This window comes from Luteimonas yindakuii (genome assembly GCF_004803715.2).
Lineage (GTDB): Bacteria > Pseudomonadota > Gammaproteobacteria > Xanthomonadales > Xanthomonadaceae > Luteimonas > Luteimonas yindakuii.
Map to the genome: position 1 here is coordinate 2,022,618 of NZ_CP039383.2, position 23,951 is coordinate 2,046,568.

The 23,951-nt window shown below is 70.4% G+C and carries 26 protein-coding genes, 3 pseudogenes and 1 riboswitch; of the genes and pseudogenes, 19 read left to right on the forward strand and 10 right to left on the reverse strand.

Translation table 11 applies throughout. The features are described from left to right. Positions 1 to 38: 38 nt before the first annotated feature. On the reverse strand, positions 39 to 569 hold the full coding sequence (locus E5843_RS09200) for an alpha/beta hydrolase (protein ID WP_134673687.1): 531 nt from the start codon (positions 567 to 569) through the stop codon (positions 39 to 41). Further along, a complete protein-coding gene (locus E5843_RS09205; protein ID WP_166815966.1) occupies positions 566 to 1,069 on the reverse strand; it encodes an MOSC domain-containing protein in 504 nt (167 codons plus the stop codon). Before E5843_RS09205 ends, E5843_RS09200 begins: the two co-directional genes overlap by 4 nt. An 88-nt stretch (positions 1,070 to 1,157) precedes the next feature. Between E5843_RS09205 and E5843_RS09210 the strand changes: the two genes are divergently transcribed. The 4 genes from E5843_RS09210 to E5843_RS09225 all read left to right on the forward strand — a co-directional run bounded on the left by E5843_RS09210 (position 1,158) and on the right by E5843_RS09225 (position 4,362). Continuing rightward, positions 1,158 to 1,736 (forward strand): N-acetylmuramoyl-L-alanine amidase, encoded by a 579-nt coding sequence (locus tag E5843_RS09210; RefSeq protein ID WP_136412483.1) that lies wholly within the window; start codon positions 1,158 to 1,160, stop codon positions 1,734 to 1,736. Positions 1,737 to 1,805: 69 nt separating this feature from the next. Next, positions 1,806 to 2,705 (forward strand): acyl-CoA thioesterase II, encoded by a 900-nt coding sequence (gene tesB / locus E5843_RS09215; RefSeq protein WP_136412484.1) that lies wholly within the window; start codon positions 1,806 to 1,808, stop codon positions 2,703 to 2,705. A gap of 16 nt (positions 2,706 to 2,721) precedes the next feature. After that, positions 2,722 to 3,126, forward strand: coding sequence for a pathogenicity-like protein (locus E5843_RS09220; protein WP_136412485.1), 405 nt, complete (start codon positions 2,722 to 2,724; stop codon positions 3,124 to 3,126). Between the two features lie 93 nt (positions 3,127 to 3,219). Next, on the forward strand, positions 3,220 to 4,362 hold the full coding sequence (locus E5843_RS09225; protein WP_136412486.1) for an RNA polymerase sigma factor: 1,143 nt from the start codon (positions 3,220 to 3,222) through the stop codon (positions 4,360 to 4,362). A gap of 119 nt (positions 4,363 to 4,481) precedes the next feature. On the opposite strand, the gene E5843_RS09230 is transcribed toward E5843_RS09225, so the two are convergent. After that, positions 4,482 to 5,192, reverse strand: coding sequence for an EF-hand domain-containing protein (locus tag E5843_RS09230; RefSeq protein WP_136412487.1), 711 nt, complete (start codon positions 5,190 to 5,192; stop codon positions 4,482 to 4,484). A gap of 145 nt (positions 5,193 to 5,337) precedes the next feature. Here E5843_RS09230 and E5843_RS09235 point away from each other — a divergent pair, with 145 nt between their 5' ends. The 3 genes from E5843_RS09235 to E5843_RS09245 are packed head-to-tail and all read left to right on the forward strand — an operon-like array spanning position 5,338 to position 7,843. Then, positions 5,338 to 5,907 (forward strand): phosphatase PAP2 family protein, encoded by a 570-nt coding sequence (locus tag E5843_RS09235; RefSeq protein WP_141065940.1) that lies wholly within the window; start codon positions 5,338 to 5,340, stop codon positions 5,905 to 5,907. Continuing rightward, a complete protein-coding gene (locus E5843_RS09240; protein ID WP_141065941.1) occupies positions 5,904 to 6,632 on the forward strand; it encodes an arginyltransferase in 729 nt (242 codons plus the stop codon). The genes E5843_RS09235 and E5843_RS09240 overlap by 4 nt, the downstream gene beginning before the upstream one ends. After that, a complete protein-coding gene (locus E5843_RS09245; RefSeq protein ID WP_141065942.1) occupies positions 6,629 to 7,843 on the forward strand; it encodes an endonuclease/exonuclease/phosphatase family protein in 1,215 nt (404 codons plus the stop codon). Before E5843_RS09240 ends, E5843_RS09245 begins: the two co-directional genes overlap by 4 nt. A gap of 130 nt (positions 7,844 to 7,973) precedes the next feature. Here E5843_RS09245 and purT read toward each other — a convergent pair. Next, positions 7,974 to 9,190: pseudogene (purT, locus tag E5843_RS09250) on the reverse strand (formate-dependent phosphoribosylglycinamide formyltransferase). Between the two features lie 135 nt (positions 9,191 to 9,325). On the opposite strand from purT, the gene E5843_RS09255 reads away from it, so the two are divergent. The 5 genes from E5843_RS09255 to E5843_RS09275 all read left to right on the forward strand — a co-directional run bounded on the left by E5843_RS09255 (position 9,326) and on the right by E5843_RS09275 (position 11,692). Continuing rightward, complete coding sequence (locus tag E5843_RS09255; RefSeq protein WP_136412490.1) at positions 9,326 to 10,192, forward strand: SPFH domain-containing protein; 867 nt, start codon at positions 9,326 to 9,328, stop codon at positions 10,190 to 10,192. After that, positions 10,192 to 10,464, forward strand: coding sequence for a hypothetical protein (locus E5843_RS09260; RefSeq protein ID WP_134673698.1), 273 nt, complete (start codon positions 10,192 to 10,194; stop codon positions 10,462 to 10,464). Before E5843_RS09255 ends, E5843_RS09260 begins: the two co-directional genes overlap by 1 nt. Next, entirely contained in the window at positions 10,461 to 10,649 is a 189-nt protein-coding gene (locus E5843_RS09265; RefSeq protein WP_134673699.1) for a type II toxin-antitoxin system antitoxin, read from the forward strand. The genes E5843_RS09260 and E5843_RS09265 overlap by 4 nt, the downstream gene beginning before the upstream one ends. Next, a complete protein-coding gene (locus E5843_RS09270) occupies positions 10,642 to 10,821 on the forward strand; it encodes a DUF4177 domain-containing protein (protein WP_134673700.1) in 180 nt (59 codons plus the stop codon). Before E5843_RS09265 ends, E5843_RS09270 begins: the two co-directional genes overlap by 8 nt. A 61-nt stretch (positions 10,822 to 10,882) precedes the next feature. Further along, positions 10,883 to 11,692: a M15 family metallopeptidase gene (locus E5843_RS09275; protein ID WP_136412491.1), complete on the forward strand. Its 810-nt coding sequence runs from the start codon at positions 10,883 to 10,885 to the stop codon at positions 11,690 to 11,692. Positions 11,693 to 11,702: 10 nt separating this feature from the next. On the opposite strand, the gene E5843_RS09280 is transcribed toward E5843_RS09275, so the two are convergent. From E5843_RS09280 to E5843_RS09300, 5 genes and pseudogenes are all read right to left on the reverse strand, one after another. Beyond that, entirely contained in the window at positions 11,703 to 12,374 is a 672-nt protein-coding gene (locus E5843_RS09280) for a DNA-3-methyladenine glycosylase family protein (protein ID WP_136412492.1), read from the reverse strand. Positions 12,375 to 12,438: 64 nt separating this feature from the next. Then, positions 12,439 to 12,804, reverse strand: a complete 366-nt coding sequence (locus tag E5843_RS09285) for a DUF423 domain-containing protein (RefSeq protein ID WP_136412493.1) — start codon at positions 12,802 to 12,804, stop codon at positions 12,439 to 12,441. 100 nt (positions 12,805 to 12,904) lie between these two features. Further along, the gene (locus E5843_RS09290; protein WP_141065943.1) at positions 12,905 to 14,038 is read right to left on the reverse strand and encodes a polyketide cyclase; all 1,134 of its coding nucleotides are present in this window, start codon (positions 14,036 to 14,038) and stop codon (positions 12,905 to 12,907) included. Between the two features lie 193 nt (positions 14,039 to 14,231). Then, positions 14,232 to 14,873, reverse strand: coding sequence for a response regulator (locus tag E5843_RS09295; RefSeq protein WP_134673705.1), 642 nt, complete (start codon positions 14,871 to 14,873; stop codon positions 14,232 to 14,234). A gap of 115 nt (positions 14,874 to 14,988) precedes the next feature. Continuing rightward, positions 14,989 to 16,188, reverse strand: a pseudogene (locus tag E5843_RS09300) (sensor histidine kinase); the annotation flags it as partial. Between the two features lie 140 nt (positions 16,189 to 16,328). On the opposite strand from E5843_RS09300, the gene E5843_RS09305 reads away from it, so the two are divergent. From E5843_RS09305 to E5843_RS09335, 7 genes and pseudogenes are all read left to right on the forward strand, one after another. Further along, positions 16,329 to 16,928 carry a GNAT family N-acetyltransferase gene (locus E5843_RS09305; RefSeq protein ID WP_134673707.1) on the forward strand — a complete coding sequence of 200 codons (600 nt, stop codon included), beginning with the start codon at positions 16,329 to 16,331 and terminating at the stop codon, positions 16,926 to 16,928. Between the two features lie 2 nt (positions 16,929 to 16,930). Next, complete coding sequence (gene minC / locus E5843_RS09310) at positions 16,931 to 17,701, forward strand: septum site-determining protein MinC (protein WP_136412494.1); 771 nt, start codon at positions 16,931 to 16,933, stop codon at positions 17,699 to 17,701. Between the two features lie 172 nt (positions 17,702 to 17,873). Further along, positions 17,874 to 18,683, forward strand: coding sequence for a septum site-determining protein MinD (gene minD, locus E5843_RS09315; RefSeq protein WP_134673709.1), 810 nt, complete (start codon positions 17,874 to 17,876; stop codon positions 18,681 to 18,683). Positions 18,684 to 18,685: 2 nt separating this feature from the next. Further along, entirely contained in the window at positions 18,686 to 18,949 is a 264-nt protein-coding gene (minE, locus tag E5843_RS09320; protein ID WP_100322326.1) for a cell division topological specificity factor MinE, read from the forward strand. A gap of 25 nt (positions 18,950 to 18,974) precedes the next feature. Continuing rightward, entirely contained in the window at positions 18,975 to 19,493 is a 519-nt protein-coding gene (locus E5843_RS09325) for a hypothetical protein (RefSeq protein WP_141065945.1), read from the forward strand. Between the two features lie 8 nt (positions 19,494 to 19,501). Further along, positions 19,502 to 20,227: a YrbL family protein gene (locus E5843_RS09330; RefSeq protein WP_141065946.1), complete on the forward strand. Its 726-nt coding sequence runs from the start codon at positions 19,502 to 19,504 to the stop codon at positions 20,225 to 20,227. Between the two features lie 33 nt (positions 20,228 to 20,260). Next, positions 20,261 to 22,211: pseudogene (locus tag E5843_RS09335) on the forward strand (M2 family metallopeptidase). Positions 22,212 to 22,276: 65 nt separating this feature from the next. On the opposite strand, the gene E5843_RS09340 reads toward E5843_RS09335, so the two are convergent. After that, the gene (locus tag E5843_RS09340; RefSeq protein WP_141065947.1) at positions 22,277 to 23,533 is read right to left on the reverse strand and encodes a multidrug effflux MFS transporter; all 1,257 of its coding nucleotides are present in this window, start codon (positions 23,531 to 23,533) and stop codon (positions 22,277 to 22,279) included. A 239-nt stretch (positions 23,534 to 23,772) separates the two neighbouring features. Continuing rightward, positions 23,773 to 23,874, forward strand: a riboswitch (glycine riboswitch). Positions 23,875 to 23,951: the final 77 nt, after the last annotated feature.

Genomic DNA, 23,951 nt, shown 5'->3' on the forward strand with positions numbered 1-23,951 from the left:
TGTCGCGCGGATGGGCGGCCGGCGCCCGGTGACGTCTGTCAGAGACCGGACAACAGCTGCGCGAAGGCGTCCGCCGAGGCGTCCACATGCGCGGCCAGACGGTGGCTGTCATCGACCAGCAGCAGTCGCGCGCGGCGCGGATGCGCCCAGGCCACGACGTCCGCCGCGGTGATCAGCTCGTCGTCCCAGCCGTGGATGACGGTAGTCGGCACCGCAGCCGCCTCCAGCGGCGGCGCCTCGCCCATCCGCACCGGCGGCGCCATCAGGAACAGGCCGGCCACCGGGACCTGGAGCGAGACCCGGCCGGAAATCCACGCACCCAGGCTCGATCCCGCCAGCACCAGCGGACCACGCGTGGCCGCCGCATCCGCCAGGTCGAGCAGGCGTTGCAGACGTGCCGCGACGTCGCCAAGCCGGCTCACTTCATGGCGCGCATCGAGGTCGGTGTAGTCGGGACGCTCGTGGCTCCAGCCCAGCCGTTCGGCCACTTCCGCGAGCGCGGTGACCTTGGTCGCATCCGGTCCACTTTCGAAGCCGTGCGAAAGGATGCAGTGCCCGCGCCGGCTCATGCGCCTAGCCACTCCACGCGGTCGCCCACGCGCAGCTCGCCACCTTCGACGATGCGTGCGCACAGCCCGCCCATGCCGCGCATGGCGTTGTAGCCGCCAAGCCCCAGCGTGGCTTCCATCTGCGAGCAGGGATCGCACGGCGCGGTGCCTTCCAGCACCACCTCGCCGACGCGGAAACGCCAGCCCTTCAGCGCGATCACCGGAATGCCCGAGACCACCAGATTCCGCCGCAGCATCGCAGGCACCAGATCCGGTACGCCGGCCAGCGCGGCGATCGCGGGCAGGTGCTCGGCCTGGATCAGGGTCACGCCGCGCTTGCCGCTGCCACCGCTGTAGCGGTCGCCTTCGAGACCGCCGCCGGTCAGTGCGACCGTGCGCTCGACCTCGACCACCGCTGCGCCGCGCGACGGCCGCACGCCGATCCACTCCACCCGCCCACTGGACGGGAAGCGGCTCATCAGCCGGTAGAGGTCGGATTCGGGCGGCGGCAGTCGGTTCATCCGCGAAATGCTAGCAGGCAGCGTCGGTGCGCATCGCAACGCGCGCAGGCCGCCATCACCGACCGACGCCACTGCTAGCATCCGCCTGATGAGCACACCGGTTCCCGCGATCCAGATCGACCATCTGCCTTACGTGCCGCGCTTGCAGGCGCGCGACCCGGCCGATATCGACCTCGTCGTCATCCATTGCACCGAGCTGCCGGACATGGCGATGGCACGCGAATACGGCAAACGCGTGCTGTATCCGGAAGCGGGGACTGGCGCCAGCGGTCACTGGTATGTGGACCGCGACGGTGGCATCACCGAATACGTGCCGGCCGAGCGCGTCGCCCACCATGTGCGTGGCTGGAACCCGCGTTCGGTCGGCATCGAACTGGTCAACACCGGACGCTATCCGCACTGGTACGACAGCCGGCACCAGGCCATGACCGAGCCATACACCGGGGGGCAGATCGCCGCATTGCTGGCGCTGCTCGCCCAGCTGCGCGCGACCCTGCCCGGCCTGCGCCTGATCGCCGGCCACGAGGACCTCGATACCGATCGTGTCGCCGCCAGCGACGACCCGGCACGCAACGTCGCGCGCAAGGTGGATCCGGGCCCGCTGTTCCCGTGGTCGTCGGTGCTGGCGGCCTGCGGCCTCGAACGCCTGTTGCCCGCTTCAAGCTAGAGCGCCGCCGTTGCCGGCGATGCAGCGCGCGCCGCCTATAATCCGCGGTCCTTCCGCAGCGCCCTCCGCATGAATCCACACGTGGCCGAACTGGTCGAGCTGCTGACGCTCGAACGCCTGGAAAACGACCTGTTCCGCGGCCAGAGCCGCGACATCGGCACGAAGTACGTGTTCGGTGGCCAGGTGCTGGGACAGGCGCTGTCCGCCGCCCAGGCGACGCTGGCGCAGCCGCGCACGGCGCATTCGCTGCATGCCTATTTCCTGCGTGCCGGCGATGTCGACCATCCGATCGTCTACGAGGTCGACCGCACCCGCGAGGGCGGCAGTTTCTCGGTGCGCCGGGTGACCGCGATCCAGCACGGCCGGGTGATCTTCTTCTGTGCGGCCTCGTTCCAGGCGGTGGAGGAACGCGCCGCCACCCACCAGCTGTCAATGCCGGAAGTGCCGGCGCCGGAAGACATCGCCGCGGCGCCGTCGGTCCCGGACGCGGTGCTGGCCACGCTGCCGACCAAGGTGCAGCGCTGGCTGAGCCGCGGCGGGCCGTTCGAGTTCCGCCACGTCTACCCGCGCGACGAGCTCGATCCGCCCAAGCGCCCGCCCTACCAGCAGGTCTGGTTCCGCCTCGCCGAGCCGGTGGGTGATGCGCCGGAGCTGCATCGCGCGCTGCTTGCCTACGCATCGGATTTCCACCTGCTCGGCACGGCGACCTTCCCGCACGGCATCAGCTACTACCAGCCCAACGTGCAGATGGCCTCGCTCGATCACGCGCTGTGGTTCCACCGCCCGTTCCGCGTCGACGACTGGCTGCTGTATTCCATCGACAGCCCCAGCGCGCAGGATGCGCGTGGCCTCGCGCGCGGCATGATCTACGACCGCAACGGCCGCCTGGTCGCGAGCACCGCGCAGGAAGGGCTGATCCGCGTCGTCCGCGATGCGCAGGCGGCGGCCCAGGTGCCGTCGCACGAATGACGGAGGTTGCAGGAACGTGAGAGAGGTCTTCAGCAGTCCGCGGCTCGAGAACGTGGAAAAGGTCGCCCGGTGGCTCGAGGAACAGGACATCCCGGTGCGCATCACCAATGGCCGCTCCTACCACGGCAACCGCCGCCGCCACTTCAGCTATCGCGGCACCGGCAACGGCCCGCAGGCGGCGGTGTGGGTGATCCACTCCGAGGACCAGCCGCGCGCGCGGGCACTGATGCGCGAGGCCGGGCTGTCGGGGCCGACCACGCGCCCGGTCGTGCAGTCGCCGGTGGGCACTACCGAACCGCTGCCGCAGGTCCCGGCCGATCCGGTGCTGCCGCCGTCCGTGCTGCAACGGATCAGCCGCTTCCGCCGCGTGCTGCTGATCGTGATCGCGGTCATCGCCGCGATGGCGATCTGGGCGGTCTGACCGCGGCGATCCAGCCGTTGGCGGGAGGAACGGGCCGGGTCACACTTCGCCGGCCCCTTCGTCAGGGATTGACCTCCCGAACCGGACACCGCCATGGACCTGGCCTGCGCGCTCCCCATCGACGACCTGATCTCGCGTGAGCTGCCTGCCGCGGCGCGCGGCGATGCACATGCCTACGGCCGGATCGTCGCCGCCAGCCAGAACACGGTGACCGCGGTGGCGCTGGCGATCACCCGTGACGTGGCCACCAGCGAGGACATCGCCCAGGAGGCCTTCCTCTCCGCCTGGCGGCACCTGCCGCGGCTGCAGAGTCCGTCGAGCTTCCTGCCGTGGCTGCGGCAGATCACCCGCAACCTCGCCCGCGACCACCTGCGTGCCAACCGCAACCGCCCGCTCGATGGCGAGGCGGCGGAACTGGCCATTGCCCGCGCCGCCGACCCGGAGCAATGCCCGGCCGGGCGCCTGCTCGACAGCGAGCGCGATGCGATTGCCGCCGAGCTGATCTCCGAGCTGCCCGAAGACAGCCGCGAAGTGCTGCTGCTGTATTACCGCGAGGGCCAGAACTCGAAGCAGGTCGCGGCCCTGCTGGGGCTGTCGGACGCCGCCGTGCGCAAGCGGCTGTCGCGTGCACGGCGCTGCCTGCGCACCGAGCTGCTCGACCGCTTCCGTGATTTCGCCGACAGCAGCGCGCCGGGGACCACCTTCGCGGTGGCCGTCACCGCGGCACTGGGCGGGATCAGCAAGCCGGCCGCGGCGGCCGGCATGGCGACCAGCGGCGGCACCATTGCCGGCGGCGTGATCGGCAAGCTGGTCTTCGGAACCGCCGGCGCCGCAGTGACGGGCATGCTCAGCGGCGTGCTCACCGCGTGGCTGTTCCGCCGCATGCTGGCGCGCTATGCCGACAACGAAACCGAGCGGCGCGCGATCCTGCGCGCTTACGACGCCTATCTGCTGACCGCGCTGGTGTGTGGCTTCCTCGTCGGCATCACCTGGCTGGCGGAGACACGCGTGCTCATGTACGCCGCGATCGGCGCCAGCTTCGTGGTGCTCAACTACGTGTTGCTGGTGCCGATCCCGCGTGTCATGAACCCGCTGGTCGAACGTGACGCGCGCCGCAACCCGCGCCACGCGTACTGGCGCACGCTCGGCTACCGGCTGTCGATGGGGCCCAGCGGGGTGGTGATCAGCAACCTGGTCGTCGTCGGCATGCTGTCGATCGTCTATCTGCAGGGATGAGATCGCGCCCGCAGGTGTCGGGCGAACGATTCCATCATCAGGTGCCACCTCGGATGCGACGACGCCCGCGCGATCTCCTGCGCGGGCGTCGTGTCATGGCACGGACCGGTAATGCGGGTTCAGCGGCCGCGTTGCGGGCGCAGCTCGTTGCGGTCGAGGAAGCCATCGCCGTTCTCGTCGAGCCAGGCGAAGCGCGTGGACAGCCGCTGCATCTTCTCGTCGACCTCGATGCGGCTGAGCCTGCCATCGCCATTGAGGTCGGCGGCGGTGAACCGCTCGTCGAAGCGGCGCTGCATCTCCGCCTCGCGCTGCGGCCGCTGGGCCTCGAACCAGCTGCGCAGCTCGCCACGGCTCAGCAGCGAATCGCGGTTGCGGTCGATGCTGTCGAACTGTGCCAGCAGGTCGGGCCGTGCGGCGTGCGCGTCACGTGCAGGCCGCTGCGGGTTCGCACCGGCACGTGCCTCGCGGGCGGCCTTGGCGGCCTCGAGTTCGCCACGACTGAGGCGGCCGTCACCGTCGGTATCCAGGCGTGCCAGCGCATCGATGCCGCCGTGGCCGTGTGCACCGCGACCCCGCGTGCCGTGGCCCTTGCGTGCGCCGCGCAGCTCGTCGCGCTGCAGGCGGCCGTCGCGGTTGCTGTCGAGGCGATCGAAACCGGATGCCAGCCGGGGCGATGCGGCGGCCTCGGTGCGGTCGATGGCGCCGTCGTTGTTGGTGTCGAGCTGCAGCGTGCGGGCCGCGCGCGGCGCCTGGTCCGTCGGCGGGGCAGCCTGCACGCCGGCGGCGGCAAACATCGCCAGCGTGGCGGCGGCGAGCATGTGGATCTTCATCGTGCCTGTCTCCAGAGGGCGGCGTGATTCGCCGCTGGTGCCAACAACAACGCGCTCACGCCCCCGCACGTTGACCTGCCGCCGGCCGCGTTCAGTCGCGCGACAGTCGCAGGGCGCGCGAACCGCTCCGGGTATCCTTCACGCGATGCCGTCCTCCCCCGCCCTGCTGGCCCGTTTCGTGTCGATCCTCGGCCATCCGCTGCTGGTGCTGCCGCTGGCGCTGCTGTTGCCGATGGCGACGATCGATGCTGCCGCCACCACCCGCACGGCGTTGGGCACCGCTGCTTGCGCCGCGGTGGTGATGGGGTGGTCGTGGTGGCGCGTGCGCGGTGGGCACTGGCGGCATGTCGATGCCAGCGGCGTGCACGAACGTCGCGGCCTCAACAGGTTCCTGCTGCCCCTGCTTGCGCTCGGCGCGCTGCTGGCGCTGCCGCAGCCGTGGCTTGCACTGCGGCTGGCGCTGGCAGCGGCGATCGTTGCGGTGGCGTTGCTCTTGGCACGCTGGTGCACGCTGTCGCTGCACGCGGCTTTCGCGTTGTATGCAACCGTGCTGCTGTGGGCGTGGCACGCCGGCGCCGGGCTGGCGATGCTGGTCTTCGCGGGCCTGATCGTCGCCTCGCGCCTGGTGCTTGCGCGCCACAGTGTCCGCGACGTGGTCGCCGGCGCCGCGGTCGGCAGCCTTGCCGGCGCGATGGCCTGGTGGGTGGCACCGTGACCGCCGACAGCGACAACCTGCGCCTGTTCCATACCGGCACCCATGCCTGCGGCTACTGGCCCGAACGCGAGGCACGCGATCTCGTGCTCGACCCGCGTGATGCGCGGCTGCCCGCCTTCTATGGCCAGGCGCTGCAGTGGGGTTTCCGCCGGTCCGGCGACATCGTCTACCGCCCGCACTGCGCCGGCTGTCGCGCCTGCGTGCCGGTGCGCGTCCCGCTCGATCGTTACCGGCCCGATCGCAGCCAGCGCCGCTGCATGGTCCGCAACGGTGATGTCGAGGCGCGCGTGCGGCCGGCCGGTCGCGATGAGGAGCGTCTGGCGCTGTATCGCCGCTACCTGCGGGCGCGCCATCCCGGCGGCGGCATGGATGGGCACGGCGCGGCGGAATTCGACCAGTTCCTGCTCGGACGCTGGGCGGATGCGCGCTTCCTCGAACTGCGTGCCGGTGGTCGCCTGCTGGCGGTCGCGGTGACCGACCTCGTCGAGGACGCGCTGTCGGCGGTCTATACCTTCTACGAGCCCGATGAGGCCGCGCGCGGCCTCGGCACTCTGGCGATCCTGCGGCAGATCGAATGGGCACGCCGCGACGGTCGCCAGCACCTCTATCTCGGGTACTGGATCGACGGTCACGGCAAGATGGACTACAAACGCCGCTTCCGCCCGCTGGAGCATTTCGACGGCCGCGGCTGGCGCGACATTTCCGAGGACGACCCCACCCGATGATGCGACCTTTGCTGCTGCTTGCGTCGCTCGTGCTGCTCGCCGGCTGCGTGCGCGTCCACGTCCACGGCGACCCCGCCGCCTACCGCAGTGCCATGTCCGATTCAGATCTGCGCGTCGCCAGCTACAACGCCTCGCTGTATGCCGACACCGCCGGTGGCCTGGTGGCGCGCTTGGCCGCCGGCGACGCCGATGCGCGCAAGGTCGCCGCGGTGCTGCAGCGCGTGCGCCCGGACGTGGTGCTGCTCAACGAGTTCGATTTCGACCCCGACGGACGCGCGGCCGACCTGTTCCAGCGTGAGTACCTGGACATCGCCCAGCCCGGCGGTGGCGCGGCCCTCCACTACCCGTACCGCTACTTCGCGCCGGTCAACACCGGCGTGGCCAGCGGACTCGACCTCGATGGCGATGGCCAGGTCGGCGGCGAAGGCCGCGCCTACGGCAATGACGCCTGGGGCTACGGCCTGCATCCGGGGCAGTACGGCATGCTGCTGCTGTCGCGCCATCCGATCGACAGTGCAGGCGCGCGCACGTTCCAGCATCTGCGCTGGAGCACGCTGCCCGGGGCACGCCGGCCGCTGTGGCCGGACGGTCGGCCATTCCATGCCGACGCGGTGTGGTCGCAGCTGCGGCTGTCGTCGAAGTCGCACTGGGATGTGCCGGTGCGCACGCCGCTGGGCATCGTGCACATGCTGGCATCGCATCCCACCCCGCCCGTGTTCGATGGCCCCGAGGACCGCAACGGCCGCCGCAACGCCGACGAGATCCGGCTGTGGGCCGAATACCTCTCGCCCGGCGAAAAACCCTGGCTGTGCGATGACGCCGGCCGCTGTGGCGGACTGGCGGCGGATGCGCGCTTCGTGATCCTCGGCGACCTCAACAACGATCCGGCCGACGGCGACGGCCTGCATGAAGCGGTGACCGCACTGCTCGAACATCCGCGCGTGTTGCGCGCATCGCCGCCATCGAGCGCCGGTGCGCGCGCCGCCGCCCACGCCGCCCCGGCGACGCATGCCGGCCGCCGCGGCGATCCTGCACATGGCACCGGCGACTTCGGTGGACGCGTCGGCGTGCTGCGGCTGGACTACGCGCTGCCGTCGACCGGCATGCGCCTGGCCGGCAACGGCGTGTACTGGCCGGCACCCGGCGAGCCCGGTGCGGAGATCGTGGACGGCTCGGACCACCGCCTGGTGTGGGTCGACCTCGCGCCCTGAGCATCGCAATGCGGCGGCATGCGGATGGTGGCGGTTGCCACGATCGACGCGTGGCGTGGCGTGTAAGGCGAGTAAGCGGCAACTCCCGCCGACGCCGGTGCCCAACACGCAGTCCGACAGCGGGCGCTCGTCAGTCCAGCGAGATCGTCAGCGCCGCCGCGGCCTCGCGCGCCACCGCACGTGCGGCATCGACATCCGCCCCGCGCGCCAGGGTGACGCCGACGCGCCGCTGGCCCTCCACCCGCGGCTTGCCGAACAGCCGCAGCGCGGTGTCGGGTGCACGCAGTGCGGCGTCGACGCCGTCGAATACCGGCACGCCGTGGCCCTCCGCCAGCAGCGCGCACGAGGCGGACGCACCGAAGGTGGCGATGGTGCCGTTGGCATCGACCGGCACCGGCAGGCCGAGGATCGCGCGTGCATGCAGGGCGAATTCGCTCAGTTCCTGCGACACCAGGGTGACCAGGCCGGTGTCGTGCGGGCGCGGCGAGACCTCGGAGAACCAGACCTCGTCGCCCTTGACGAACAGTTCGACGCCGAACACGCCCCAGCCGCCAAGGTCGTCGGTGATCGCGCGCGCGATCTCGCGCGAACGCGCGAGCGCGGCCGCCGACATCGGCTGCGGCTGCCAGCTTTCGCGGTAGTCGCCGTCGCGCTGCAGATGGCCGATCGGCGCGCAGAAGGCGGTGCCACCGGCGTGGCGCACGGTCAGCAGGGTGATCTCGTAGTCGAAATCGACGAAGCCTTCGATGATCACCCGCCCGGCGCCGGCGCGGCCGCCGGTCTGCGCGTAGTCCCAGGCACCCTGCACGTCGGCGTCCGCGCGCACCAGCGACTGCCCCTTGCCGGACGAGGACATCACCGGCTTGACCACGCACGGCAGGCCGATCGCCGCGACCGCGGCGCGGTAGTCGTCGACGGTGTCGACGAAGCGGTAGGACGAGGTCGGCAGGCCCAGCGTTTCCGCCGCCAGCCGGCGGATGCCCTCGCGGTCCATGGTCAGCCGCGCGGCGCGCGCGGTCGGGATCACCCGCGTCCCGCTGCCGTCCTGCGCGGCTTCGCGTTCCAGGTCCTCCAGCGTCTGCGTGTGGATGGCCTCGATCTCCGGAACGATCAGGTGCGGACGCTCGCGCTCGACCAGCGCGCGGATCGCCGCGCCGTCGAGCATGTCCAGCACGTGGCTGCGGTGCGCCACCTGCATCGCCGGCGCGCCGGCATAGCGATCGGCGGCGATCACCTCGACGCCGAAGCGCTGCAGCTCGATCGCCACCTCCTTGCCCAGTTCCCCCGAGCCCAGCAGCGCAGCACACGGGTGGCGGACGGGGACAGCGGCGTGCCGAGACGGACCATCGGGGAACCTGCGGAATGAACGGGGGCGCCATTGTAGGGCGCGCGCGGGCAGCCGCTGCCCCGGAAGTTGACAGACCGATATCATTTCGATATCACTCTTTGCAGCGGGCCAGCCTGGCCCATCCGGAGACCGCCATGAAGGAAAACCCGATCCGTTCCGCCGCCGGCATCCCCGTCCTGCTCGGCACGCTGGCGCTGCTCGCCGCTGCCGGCTGGGCCTTCTTCGATGCCGTGATCACCGGCGGTCCGGCCTGGCAGCTGGTCGCCGGCATCTTCATCGCGGTGGTCGCGGTGCTGGCGATGGTCGGCCTGTACATGCTCGAGCCCAACCAGGCGGCAGTGGTCAGCCTGTTCGGCAAGTACGTCGGCACCGTCCACGACAACGGCCTGCGCTGGAACAACCCCTTCTTCACCAAGCGCAAGGTGTCGCTGCGGGTGCGCAACTTCGAGAGCGGCCGGCTCAAGGTCAACGAGCTCGACGGCAGCCCGATCGAGATCGCCGCGGTGATCGTGTGGAAGGTCGTCGACTCCGCAGAAGCGGTGTTCAACGTCGACGACTACGAGAGCTTCGTGCATATCCAGTCGGAGGCCGCGCTGCGGGCGATGGCCACCAGCTATCCCTACGACCAGCACGAGGACGGCCAGATCTCGCTGCGCAGCCATTCCGCGGAGATCTCCGAACACCTCAAGGTGCAGCTCGACGAGCGCCTGGCGAAGGCCGGCGTCGACGTGCTCGAGGCGCGCATCAGCCACCTCGCCTACGCGCCGGAGATCGCCCAGGCGATGCTGCAGCGCCAGCAGGCCAACGCGGTGGTTGCGGCGCGCGCGCGGATCGTCGCCGGTGCCTGCGGCATGGTGGAAATGGCGCTGGCGGAGCTGCAGAAGAACGGTGTGGTCCAGCTCGACGAGGAGCGCAAGGCGGCGATGGTCAGCAACCTGCTGGTGGTGCTGTGCGGCGACCGCGGCACCCAGCCGGTGGTCAACGCCGGCTCGCTGTACTGATGGGCGACGGACTGTTCCCGGCGCTGGTGATCGGCGCGAGCGCGCTGCCGGCGTTCCTGCTGGCACGCAGCTTCGCCCGCGACCGCCCGCGCATGGCCACGGTCATGCGCCTGGTCGGCCTGGCGATGCTGGCCGGCGCGCTGGGCCTGGCCTGGGCCGGCGGCGATCGCACGCGCACCTTCGCGGTGGCGATCGCGATGGCGCTGGCGGTGAACGTGCTGGCGCTGCTGGTGCTGGTCGACGTGATCCGCCGGCGACGTGGCGGCCGATGACCGCGAAGAAGAGCTATCCGCTGCGCATCAACGCCGAGGTGCTCGCGGCGATGCAGCGCTGGGCCGACGACGAGCTGCGCAGTGTCAACGCGCAGATCGAATACGTGTTGCGCGACGCGTTGCGCAAGGCGGGCCGGTACGACCCGGCGCGCGAATCCACCCCTGAAGGACACGACGATGAGTGAGCGCTGGCAGTACAAGGTCGAAGAGGTGAAGGGCAACATGTGGGGCACGGTGAAGCCCACGTTGATCGAGGAACGCCTGCGCTCGCTCGGGCAACAGGGCTGGGAACTGGTCAACGCGGTCCACGCCACGCAGTGGGGGCCGACCATGCTGTTCCTCAAGCGCCCGGGCTGAGCGCCGCCAGCGCGCTGGATGCGGCGCTAGACTCCACTGCCCGGTTCCAGCACCCGCGACGATGCGTTCCCTGCCCCGCCTGCTGATCAACACCCGCGACATCGAACTGTGGCCCGCCGACCTGCTGCGTGCGACCGGCAGCCACGATGCGCGCGCGCTGGCACGCGGCCGCTGGGTGCTGCGCCGCAAGCAGGACGGGCGCTACCTCGCGGTGGCGATGGACGACGGGCTGGTGCCGCTGCTGCCGCGCTGGACGGCGGGACTCGACGCCGACGGCGCCCTGCGTGCGCTCGCCACCGCACCGGCCCTGCGCTGCGCGCGCCTCACCCGTGCACACGCGTTGCCGGTGCATGGGCTGGAGGCACGACTGGCGCTCCTCGGCCTCGATGCCGGCGACTACGCGAAGCGCACCGGATTGCCGCTGGTGGCGGAGCCGGCATGGCTGGCCTGGGCCGGCCGGGATCGTTATCGGCGGCCGCTGTGGCTGGACCGCGACGCGGCGCTGGCCTGGCGCCGCATGCAGACGGCCGCACGCGACGACGGCGTCGTGCTCGAGGCGATCTCGGGCTATCGCAGCCACGCCTACCAGCTGGGCATCTTCGCCCGCAAACGCGCGCGTGGGCTGGAGGTCGACGACATCCTCGCCGTGAACGCCGCGCCCGGTTTCAGCGAACACCATGGCGGACAGGCGCTCGACATCGGCGCGCCCGGCGAGCCGCCGGCGGAAGAAAGCTTCGAGCACACCGCGGCGTTCGGCTGGCTGCAGGACCACGCGGCCACCCACGGCTTTGCGATGAGCTATCCGCGCGACAACCCGCACGGCATCGTCTACGAGCCGTGGCACTGGCGGTATACCGGCGCGATCGCCTGATGCGGCTGCGTTACTGGGAGCGCGGCGTCGGCGTCTTCGCCGCCTGCGCGGCATCGGCGATGCGCCACAGATAGAACGCCGCGTAGGTGCGGTACGGCGCCCAGCGCTCGCCGCGCAGCGCGAGCTCGCGTGGCGTGGGCATCGCGTCGAGGCGATCGACGATCTGCGCGCCCTTGCGCACGCCGAGGTCGTCCACCGGCAACAGGTCCGCACGGCCGAGGCGGAACATCAGCATCATCTCCACCGTCCAGCGGCCGATGCCGCGGATCGGCACCAGTGCGGCGATGATCGCCTCGTTGTCCATCGTCGCCATGCGGCGCAGGCCGGGAATGTCGCCGGCCGCCTCGCGCGCGGCGAGGTCGCGCAGCGCCAGGGTCTTGTTGCCGGACACGCCACAGGCGCGCAGCGCGACATCGTCGATGGTTCCCAGGGTGTCGGCATGCAGGCGGGTGCTGCCGATCGCCGCTTCCACCCGGCCGACGATCGTCGCCGCTGCCTTGCCCGACAGCTGCTGGAACAGGATCGCGCGGGCCAGCGCATCGACCGGGTCGAACGCGCGACGCCAGCGCGGGTCGGGCTCGATCGGACCGAGGCGGCGCATCCAGGTGCCCAGCTTGCGGTCGCGGCGCGACAACCAGTCGTACGCGGCAACGGTGTCGAAACCCCTCGCGTGGCGCGGCATATCCGGTCCCGTGGCTGATGGCCGGCCATGGTTGCGGACCGACCGCACGGCCGCCAGTGCCGGGTCAGCGGCGCAGGCTGTCCACCGCCAGCAGCAGCCAGCCCAGCATCATCAGCATGCCGCCCCACGGCGCCGCACGGGTGGGCCAGGCGGCCAGCGCGGCGCCGGCCAGGCTGCCGGAGAACAGCACCACGCCGACCAGCAGGAACCAGAGCGCCACCGCGGCGGTGCGCCGCAACGCCTGCCGGCCCAGCGCGACCAGTGCCACGCCATGGCCGAAGCCGAACATCGCGGCAAGCATCAGCCGCGACTGCGCCTCGCCGTCCAGCCCATGCGATGCGTACGCCGCCGCCGCGACCGACAGCCCCGCGTACAGGGCGCCGACCGCTGCAGGCCAGCGGTGCGGAGCATGGATGGGATCGTTCGTCATCGAGTCACTCCTCGCCGCAGGCGCCTGGCGGCCCCGGAAACGCGCGCGCCGCGCCCGGTGAGGGGCGCGGCGCGCGGGTCAACTGGTGATGTCGCGGACCTTACTGCTTGAGGGTCCAGAACACTTCGTACTCGCCCTCGGCGGTGAAGGCCGCATCGATGCCGTTGTCGTAGTTCTCGAACGGACGGCCGACGACTTCATGGCCCTGGGTCATCGCCCACGCGCGCAGCGCATTGCGGACGTTGTCGAGCTCGGCCATGAAGCCGGTGTAGCGGGCCTTGGCGACGCGGACCGGCGGGCTGTGGACGTATTCCACCGGGCCGAGCAGCTGCAGGCCGGTGAGCGGCTGGCTGGCATCGGTCGCCGCCGGCGCGGCGGCCGCGGTCTCGCCTTCCGCCGATGCGTCGGCGGCAGCGGCTGCACCACCGGCGCGCACCGGCACCGCGATGTCGAAGGTGTAGGTCTCGCGGCCCAGCTCGGAGGTGATGATGCGCATCGGACCGGCAGCCTGCAGCCTGTTGGCCGCCAGGGTGCGGTTGATCCACTCCATGTTGTCCTTCATCGAGGCCATGATCGCGTCGTTGCTGCGCTCGATCGCGCCGGCCTTGACCATCAGCAGGTGCTCGGCGGGAAGCTCGGTGGCGGCGAGGTCGCGCAGGCTGCTGCCCTCGATCGCGTAGTCGACGTTGGGCACCGACGCCAGCATGTTGCTCAGGCGCTTAAGGCCGGTCTCGATGTTGTCGCCGACGTTGCGGGCGACGTACAGGCCGGCGTAGCGGCCCAGCAGGTCCCAGCCGTAATCGACGTTGTAGGTCTGGGTGATCTCGATGTTGCGCCCGCTGCGGCCGGTCGGGCGCAGGGTGAATTCGCTGCGCTTGTTGCTGCCGCGCTGCTCGTTCTCGATCGCGTAGGCCACCTTGGAACGCGGCTCGGACTCGACGATCTCCCACGTGCCGGTGCCGATGTTCTTGACCGAGGAGTCATAGGACATCTTCGCGCCGACGCCCGAATCGGGACCCGAAAGCTGGATCTTGATGCGCGGGTCCTGGGCGGCGAAGGGATGCCAGTCGTCGAAACGGCGGAAGCTGTTGATGGTGTCGAACACGATGGTCTGGCGGCGATTGGTTTCCACCTTCTCTTCCAGCGAGCGGCTGGACGGAAGCAGCACGCCGATCACGAGGAACATCACGGCGGTGATCGCGAGGGCGATCAGGATCTCGAGCAAACGGGTCATTCAGGGTTCTCCAGGACCGGAACCGGGCAGTGCCGGGGCGCAGACCGGCAATCGTACAAGATGTTCCGGGTCGGGCGACAGCGAAAACGGAAGCGATTTCATGCAGGAACGCGTTGCACGCGGCCCCGGCCGGCCGGTTGCGCGCAGGCCGTCGTGCACGCGGATGGCACCGGCACCACGGCCCTGGCAGCGTTCAGACCAGCTTGAGCTCGAAGGCCTTGAGCACGGCCCGGGTGCGGTCGCGCACGCCGAGCTTGGACAGGATGTTGGAGACGTGGTTCTTGATCGTGCCCTCGGCCACGCCGAGCGAGTTGGCGATCTCCTTGTTGGAGAAGCCGCCCGCCATCAGCCGCAGGATCTCGGTCTCGCGGTCGGTGAGCGGATCCGGGCGGTCGAGGCTGACGAACTCGTTGCGCATGTGCTCCAGCCCCGACAGCAGGCGCTGGGTCATCGCCGGCTGCACCAGCGAGCCGCCATTGGCCACCGTACGGATCGCGCCGACCAGCTGGTCGAGCGACACGTCCTTGAGCAGGTAACCCTTGGCACCGGCCTTGAGCCCGGCCAGCACCAGCTGGTCGTCGTCGAAGGTGGTGAGGATGATCGTCGGCGGCAGGCGGCCCTCGCGCGACAACATCTGCAGCGCCTCCAGGCCCGACATCACCGGCATGCGCATGTCCATCAGCACCACGTCGGGCTGGATCTGCGGGATCAGTTCGACGGCGTGGCGGCCATCGCTGGCCTCGGCCACCACCTCGATGCCGCCATCGAGCGCCAGCAGCGAGCGGATTCCCTGGCGCACCAGGGTTTGGTCATCGACCAGACAGACGCGGATCATGCCGTTCTCCTTCGATGGATGTCCCGGCCGCGTCGCCAGCGCCGGAGGGGTCGTGCTGTTGGTCCTGCTGTCGGGAGTCGTGCTGTTGCCGGCCGCGCCGCGGCACCACGCGTGCGCCCTCGGCCGCGCGCGCCACCCGCTCGGCCGGCGCCGACAATGGCAGCTGCAGCTCCAGCTGGAAGCCACGCCCCGGGGCGGTGTCTATCCCGACCGTGCCGCCATAGGCCGCCAGCCGCTCACGCATGCCGCGCAGCCCGTTGCCGACATTGGCGACCTCGGCGCCGCGACCGTCGTCGCGGGCGTCCAGGTGCACCCCGTCGGCGCGCAGACTGTAGCGCAGCCACAGCTGCTCGGCCTGGGCGTGGCGCACCGCGTTGGTGATGATTTCCTGGGTGCAGCGCAGCAGCACGTGGGCCCGTTCCGGATCGTCGAGCAGGAACGGCTCGGGCATCTCCATGTGGATGCGCAACGCGGGGACGTTCTCGGCCAGCGGGCGCAGAGTGGCGCCGAGGTCGATGGCGTCGTCGTCGCGCAGCTGGCTCACCGCCTCGCGCACGTCGCTCAGCAGCAGCTTGGCCAGCGTGTGCGCCTGCTGCACATGCTCCTGGGCGGTGCCGCTGGTCAGGTGGTTGGCCACCTCCAGGTTCAGGCTGAGCGCGGTGAGGTGGTGGCCGAGCAGGTCGTGCAGCTCGCGCGAGATCCGCGTGCGTTCGTTCACCCGCACGCTTTCGGCCAGCAGCGCGCGGGTGGCGCGCAGTTCCGAATTGAGCCGACGCTGCTCGTCGCGGGCCTGCGCCTGCTGGCGTGCGACCAGGCCGGTGACGAAGGCGAAACCGGTGAAACCCGCATACAGGCTGGCCTGCAGCAGCGCCTCCAGCCACGAGAAATCGAGCCCGCGCAGGTACACCGGCACGATCACGAACTCGCAGGCCACCAGCAGCGCCACGCCCAACCACACCGGCATCAGCCACGGCAGCACGCAGGCCACCACCATCAGCAGGATGCTGCCGAGGCCGCTCTGGCTGTAGTAGCTGATCGCGATCGCGCTGCCGGCCAGCAACGCCGTCAGCAGGTGGTCGAGCGCGCCGATCCGGCGCTCGCCGAGGCCGCGGGTGAGCCAGGCATAGGACAGCCCGAACACGCCCCAGGCCAGCCAGGCGCGCATGGCGCTGCTCAGGAATGCGCCCTGCCCGGCCTCCGGGACGGCGAGATCGGCCTGGGTGACGGTGCGCACCAGCAGCGGAAGGCCGATCACGCCCCAGGTGAACAGGCCGGCGTAGCGCAACAGGCGGTTGTTGTTGAGATGCTGGATCATCGTGCCGATCGTAGTGAACCCCGCTCCGCGGCGAGGTTGCCGGAAGTCATGGCGTCCCGCCCGCGGGGTGGCATGCGATAATCCGGCTTCCGCCCGCCGCGCTGCGGCAGGCGTGCCTGCTGCAACCCAGGAAGTCCCCAATGTCGATCGTCATCCGCGACGTGCGTGAGCACGAGCTGGATTCCATCCTCGCCCTCAACAACGCCGCCGGCCCCTCGATCCTGCCGCTCGACGCGGCCCGCCTCCGGCGCTTCCACGACACCGCGGAATACTTCCGCGTCGCCGAGCGCGACGGCAACCTGGCCGGTTTCCTGGTCGGCTTCGGCTCCGGTTCCGGCCATGACAGCAGCAACTTCCGCTGGTTCCGCGAGCACAGCGGCGACGCCTTCTTCTATATCGACCGCATCGTGGTCGCCAGCCGCCGTCGCGGCGGTGGCGTCGGCCGTGCGTTCTATGCCGACGTGCAGTCCTATGCCGAGCTGCGTTACCCGGTACTGGCCTGCGAGGTGTTCGTCGAGCACGACAGCGACCCGGCGCGCCTGTTCCACGGCAGCTTCGGTTTCCTCGAGGTCGGCCAGCACGTGATGCCCGAAGTCGACGTGCGCGCCTCGATGCTGGTCAAGCCGCTGTGCAGCCATGCCTGGGTCCACCAGCGCTACGGTGGCGAGCTGCCCGACGTGCCCTGGCTGCTGCGGCCGCGCGCCGGCGCGCCGCTCGCCCACCGCCCGACGGGAACCTGACCATGGCGGCGACCAGCATGGATTTCGAACCCGCCGGCGAACTCAAGTTCGGCCAGGTCGGCATCGCCAACCTGCGCGTGCGGCGGTTGGACCCGGAGCGCCTGGCCGCGGAAATGCGCGACCGCGTCACCCGCGCGCCCAACCTGTTCGCGCGCGCCGCGGTGGTGCTGGATTTCGGCGGCCTGCCCGTCACCCCCGGCCTGGACGAGGCCCGCCAGCTGATCGACGCGCTGCACGAAGCCGGCGTGTTGCCGGTGGCCCTGGCCTGGGGCAGCGCCGACAACGCGCGCCTGTCGGAGCAGCTGGGGCTGCCGCTGCTGGCCAAGTTCCGCGCCCAGTACGAGCGCGGCGACGAGCCATCGCCGGCGCCCGCGGCCGAAACGGCGCCGCTGCCGCCGGAACCCGCACCTCCGCCGCCCCCGCCTCCCGCGGCCGGTGCAGGCGACCCGGGCCTGATGCAGACGCTGCCGGTGCGTTCCGGCCAGCAGATCTATGCGGAAAACCGCGACCTCACCGTGCTCGGCGCGGTCGGTGCCGGCGCCGAGGTGATCGCCGACGGGTCGATCCACATCTACGGCCCGTTGCGCGGCCGCGCGCTGGCCGGCGCGCAGGGGAATGCGAGCGCGCGGATCTTCTGCCGCGCCTTCCAGGCCGAGCTGGTCGCCGTGGCCGGACGCTACAAGGTGCTCGAGGAAATCCCGAAGGAGCTGCACGGCAAGGCGGTGCAGGTCTGGCTGGAAGGCGACGAGCTGCGCATCGCCGCCCTCGACTGAACGGCTGCGCGGTTTTCCCGTGCTGCCGCAACGATTACGCTAGCCACCTGCTGCCAGCCACCGGATGCGCACATCCGCATCCCGTGCGCACTGCCCCATCCGGCGCAGGCCACCCGGCGCAAACCCATATTCCGACCGCCCAACCGGTGCGGTCCATTCCAGGAGAACGACATTGGCCGAAATCATCGTAGTCACCTCGGGCAAGGGCGGTGTCGGCAAGACGACCTCCAGCGCCAGCCTTGCCAGCGGCCTTGCCCGGCGCGGCAAGAAGGTCGCGGTGATCGACTTCGACGTCGGCCTGCGCAACCTCGACCTGATCATGGGCTGCGAGCGCCGCGTGGTGTACGACTTCGTCAACGTCGTCAACGGCGAGGCCTCGCTGAAGCAGGCCATGATCAAGGACAAGCGCTTCGACACGCTGTACGTGCTCGCCGCCTCGCAGACCCGCGACAAGGACGCGCTGAGCCGTGACGGCGTCGAGCGCGTGCTCAAGGAGCTGTCCGACGACGGCTTCGACTACATCGTCTGCGATTCGCCCGCGGGCATCGAGAAGGGCGCCTTCCTGGCGATGTATTTCGCCGACACCGCGGTGGTGGTGGTGAACCCGGAGGTGTCGTCGGTGCGCGACTCCGACCGCATCATCGGCCTGCTGCAGTCCAAGACCCGCCGCGCCGAGAACGGCGAGCGCGTGGCCGAGCACCTGCTGCTGACCCGCTACAGCCCGTCGCGGGTGGAAACCGGCGAGATGCTGTCGATCGCCGACGTGGAGGAGGTGCTGGGCCTGAAGTCGATCGGCGTCATCCCCGAATCCACCGACGTGCTCAACGCCTCCAACAAGGGCGAGCCGGTGATCCTCGACATGGAATCGAGCGCCGGCCAGGCCTACGACGACGCGGTGGCGCGCATCCTCGGCGAAAGCCGGCCGATGCGCTTCACCCAGGCCGAGAAGAAAGGCTTCTTCAGCAAGCTGTTCGGGGGTTGACGATGGGCATCCTCGACTTCCTCAAGCCCAAGAAGAACACCGCCAACATCGCCAAGGAGCGCCTGCGCATCATCGTCGCGCAGGAACGCACCGGCCGTGACGCGCCCGACTACCTGCCGCTGCTGCAGCGCGAGCTGCTCGAGGTGATCCGCAAGTACGTCAGCATCGACGCCGATGCGGTGAAGGTGGACCTGGCCAAGGAAGGCGACCACGACGTGCTCGACATCTCGGTCGCCCTGCCCGACGGGCGCCCCGGCCCGGCCTGATCGCCGACGCAACCCTCGCAGGCCGATGTCCGCGTCCCCGACCGCCGTCGCAGCGCCTGCTGTGGCCACGCCCGACGGCGAGGACGCCGTGCTGCGCGTGGCCGACGTGCCGTTCGCGGCCGCGTCCGCCCTGCTGGCGGCCCACGGCCTGGCCCTGCACCTGGTTGCACCCGGCGCGCCGATCCCCGGCTCGTACTGGGGCGAGCCGGAGGCGGGTGTCATCGGCTGCAACGTGCATGTGCGCGACGACACCCCCGTGCATTCGATGCTGCACGAGGCCTGCCACCTGATCGTGCTGCCGGCCGAGCGCCGCGCCGCCGTGCATACCGACGCCACCGATTCGGTGGCCGAGGAAGACGCCACCTGCTACCTGCAGATCCTGCTGGCGGATGCGTTGCCCGGCGTCGGCCGTGAGCGGCTGATGGCCGACATGGATGCCTGGGGCTACAGCTTCCGGCTGGGCTCGGCCCGCGCGTGGTTCGAGCACGATGCCGTCGATGCACGCGAGTGGCTGGCGACCCGCGGCCTGCTGCCCGGCGGCTGACGACCACGATGGCGCCCGCGCCGGCGACACCGCTACCGCCTGCGTCCGCGCAGGGTTTTTCCGATGACGGCGGGCTCTGGCACGGCATGCCGGTGGTGGCGCGCGGTGCCCACCGCGTCTGCGTGCTCGATCCCGTGGTGCACGGTCATTGCCTGAAGTACCCGCTGCCCGTCGACCCGGCGGTCCGCCGCCCGCTGCGGCACCGGTTGCGCGAGGCCTGGGCACGGCTGGTGCCGCGGCGGCAGGCCAATGCGCTGGAACTGCGCGCATGGCGACACCTGCATGCGCGTCTCGGTGACCGCCTCGACGGCCGTGTGGCGCGTTGCGTGGATCTCGTCGCCACCCCCGCCGGGCAGGCCCTGCGCTGCGCGCTGGTGGTGGATGCCGGCGGCACGCCTGCCCCCAGTCTCTACGACCTGCTGTCCGGTGCGTCGCGCGGCCGTTACCACGCCGATGCCCTGTGCGACGCGGTCACGCGCTTCGAAACCTGGCTGCACGCCCACGCCGTCCCACTGTTCGACCTCAACAGCGGCAACCTGGTGGTGGTGGAGCGCGCGGGTATCCCGGAACTCGTCTGTGTCGACGTGAAGTCCGTCCTCGGCGGCAAGGAAATCGTGCCGGTCTCGCGCTGGTCCCGGGGCCTCATGCAGCGCAAGATCACGCGCCGCGCCGACCGCCTGCGCGCGCGCATCCGTGCCCACGCGCCCCTTGCAGCCACGCAGGACGCCCACTAGCCTGCCGGGTTCAATACAGCCCCCGGGTGCCTCGTGAACCACCGCCTGACCCTGACCCTGCTTGCCGGCGCCTGCCTGGCGCTGTCCGCCTGCCAGCGTTCGCCCGACCCGACGGCGCCGGAAATCCCGAAGAACGAGACCGCCGACCAGTTCGTCGCCCGGGTCAACGACGAATACCGCGCGCTGTACCCGGAAACCACCGCGGCGCAGTGGCTGTCGTCCACCTACATCGGCGACGACAGCCAGTTGCTCGCGGCCCGGGCCAGCGAGCGCTGGCTGACCAAGCTCAATGCCTGGATCGAGCAGGCGCGGCGCTTCGAGGGCCAGGACATGTCGCCGGAGACGGCACGCGCGATCCAGCTGCTGAAGCTCAAGACCGCGATGCCCGCCCCGCGCGACCCGGAGAAGCTCGGCGAGCTGACCCGCATCGCCACCCGCATGGAAGGCACCTACGGCGCCGGCAGCTACTGCAGCGGCGAAGGCGCGCAGCGCAGCTGCCGCCAGCTCGGCGAACTGGAGGACGTGCTGCGCGGCAGCCGCGACTACGACCGCCAGCTCGACGCCTGGCAGGGCTGGCACGGCGTCGCCCGGCCGATGCGCCAGGACTACGTGCGCTTCGTCGACCTGGTCAACGAGGGCGCGCGCGACATGGGCTATGCCGACGCCGGCGAGATGTGGCGTTCCGGCTACGACATGTCGCCGGTCGAGCTGTCGGCCGAGACCGACCGCCTGTGGAACCAGGTCAAGCCGCTGTACGAGCAGCTGCACTGCTACGCGCGCACCCGGCTGCAGGCGCGCTATCCGGGCCAGGGCGACGTCAACGGCATGCTGCCGGCGCACCTGATGGGCAACATGTGGCAGCAGGACTGGAGCAACCTGTGGGACATCCTCGCGCCGTATCCGAACGCGGGCAGCCTCGATGTCGGCGCCGCCCTCGAGCGCCAGTACCGTGAAGGGTTCGACCGCCGGCTGGCAGCGATGAATACCCTGCCCGACCCCTCCGGCCTTGCCGAGGAGGAACGCGCCGCGCAGCTGGCGATCGCCACCACCATGACCCGCCGCGCCGAGGACTTCTACACCTCGCTCGGCATGCCGCAGCTGCCGGACACGTTCTGGCAGAAGAGTCAGCTGATCAAGCCGCGTGACCGCGACGTGGTCTGCCACGCCAGCGCCTGGCCGATGGACCTCGCCGACGACGTGCGCATCAAGATGTGCATCAAGCCGAACGAGGAGGACTTCACCACCGTCTACCACGAGCTCGGCCACATCTATTACTACCTGGCACAGAAGGCGCTGCCGCCGCTGTTCCAGGAGGGCGCGCATGACGGCTTCCACGAGGCGATCGGCGACACCATCGTGCTGGCGATGACACCGAGCTACCTGGCTTCGATCGACCTGGTCGACACACCGGAGCAGAGCCAGGCGGCGCTGATCAATTCGCAGATGCGCATGGCGCTGTCGAAGGTCGCGTTCCTGCCGTTCGGGCTGATGATCGACCGCTGGCGCTGGGGGGTGTTCGACGGCTCGATCACGCCGGAAAACTACAACAGCAGCTGGTTGGGCGCTGAAGGCCCGCTACCAGGGCGTGGCGCCGGTGGCCGCACGCGGCGAGGAATTCTTCGACGCCGGCGCCAAGTACCACGTGCCCGGCAATACGCCGTACACCCGCTACTTCCTCGCCCACATCCTGCAGTTCCAGTTCTACAAGGCGCTGTGCGAGACCGCGGGCCATGACGGTGCGCTGTACGACTGCAGCTTCTACGGCAGCCAGCCCGCCGGCGAGAAGCTCTGGACCATGCTCGGCCGCGGCGCCGGACAGCCGTGGCAGGCGACGCTGCAGGAAATGACCGGCAGCGACCGCATGGACGCCGGCGCGGTGCTGGAGTACTTCGCCCCGTTGCAGGACTGGCTGAAGGAGCAGAACGAGGGCCAGGTCTGCGGCTGGAGCGCCGCCGCGGTGCCGGAGGCGGCCGCGGCACCCTGATCCGTTTCTTCCGTTACGACACGAAGGGCCCGGCAATCGCCGGGCCCTTCCGCATTCCGCGCCTGCTAGAGCGGCTCCCCCGGTTCGATGATCGGCGGGCCGGTGACCGTGCGCGGCGGGGTGCGGTCGCGCCGGCGCTCCCAGCGCCAGAACGCCCAGCCGATGGCGAGGAACGCCGCACCACCGAGCGCAAGCGACTGCGCCGAATGGCTGAGCAGCGGCGACAGCAGGCCGGCGATCAACGCGTTGAGCACCAGGCTGGTGAACGCCTGCAGCGACGACGCCGCACCGCGCTGACGCGGGTACATGTCGAGGATCGCCAGCGTGATGATCGGAAACACCAGCGCGATGCCGAACGAGTTCAGCACCATCGGCAGCACCGCCCACGGCACCTGCGGCTGGTCGACGAAAAAGTTGTAGGCGATGTTGATGGCGATCGCCACGCCACTGCAGGCGAAGCCGATATCGACGAGGCGTTTGCCGCTGATGCGGCCTGCCGCGCGCCCGGACACCCAGGCACCGAGCATCATCCCGCTGATCATCGGCACGAAGAACCAGCCGAACTGGCGTTCGTTGAGGCCGAGGATGTCCATCACGAACGCCGGCGCCGAGGCGATGTACAGGAACAGCGCCGAGAAGTTGAATGCCGATGCCGCCGCCAGGCGCTGGAAGCGGGCGTTCACCAGGATTGCCCGGTAGTCGCGCAGCAGGCCCGCTGGTGCCAGCGACGATCGCGCTTCGTGTGGATGTGTTTCCGGCAACCAGCGCCAGGTGGCGAACAGCAGCAGGACCGAAAAGGCGACCAGGAACCAGAAGATCATGGGCCAGCGCTGCCAGCCGAGGATCCAGCCGCCGATGATCGGCGCGATCGCCGGCGCCACGCCGAAGATCATCGAGACCTGGCTCATCAGCCGCTGGGCGTCGTCGCCGTCGAACATGTCGCGTATCACCGCGCGCCCGACGATCAGCCCGACGCCGGCCGACAAGCCCTGCAGCGCGCGGAACAGCAGCAGCGTGGGCAGGTCACGCGCGAGCGCGCAGCCGATCGAGCCGAGAATGAAGACCACCAGCCCGACCAGGATCACCCGGCGGCGGCCCAGCGCGTCCGAAAGCGGGCCGTGGACGATGCTCATCAGCGCATAGGCGACCAGGTAGACCGCGATGGTCTGCTGCATCGCCAGCTTGTCGGCGCCGAACTCCGCGCCCATCTGCGCGAATGCCGGGAAGATGGTGTCGATCGAAAACGGGCCGAACATCGCCAACCCCGCCAGCAGCAGGGCGATGCGGCGGGTGGACGGCACGGGCACGGCAGGCACGGACATCGAAACCTCGAAGCGTCCGCAAGGCCAACGCGACGCGCGGGCACCGGACTGCAGCTGAATGCGTGCGGCGGATGCAATGCCCGCCGCGGAGCGCGCCATGTTAAGCGAACGCCCGGCCCTGCCCCGGTGAGCGCGATATAATCGACCGCAGCAACCGACGGTGGGAGAAGCGGCCCTTTCGAGGCAACCGCTGCCGAAGGCGCAACCGCCCGCAATCGCTCAGGCTCCCCAACCATCGCCGGCACAACTCTGGAGAGACCGGTTCAATCCGGCGCCGAAGGGGCACGAGACGCAGCACCACGCGGCTCCAAACTCTCAGGCAAAAGGACAGAGGGGCGCATCGACCGCCGCATGACGGCGTGTCGCTTTCGCGTATGACGCCTGCACATGCCGGCCGCGCGGAGCACACCGATGCCCC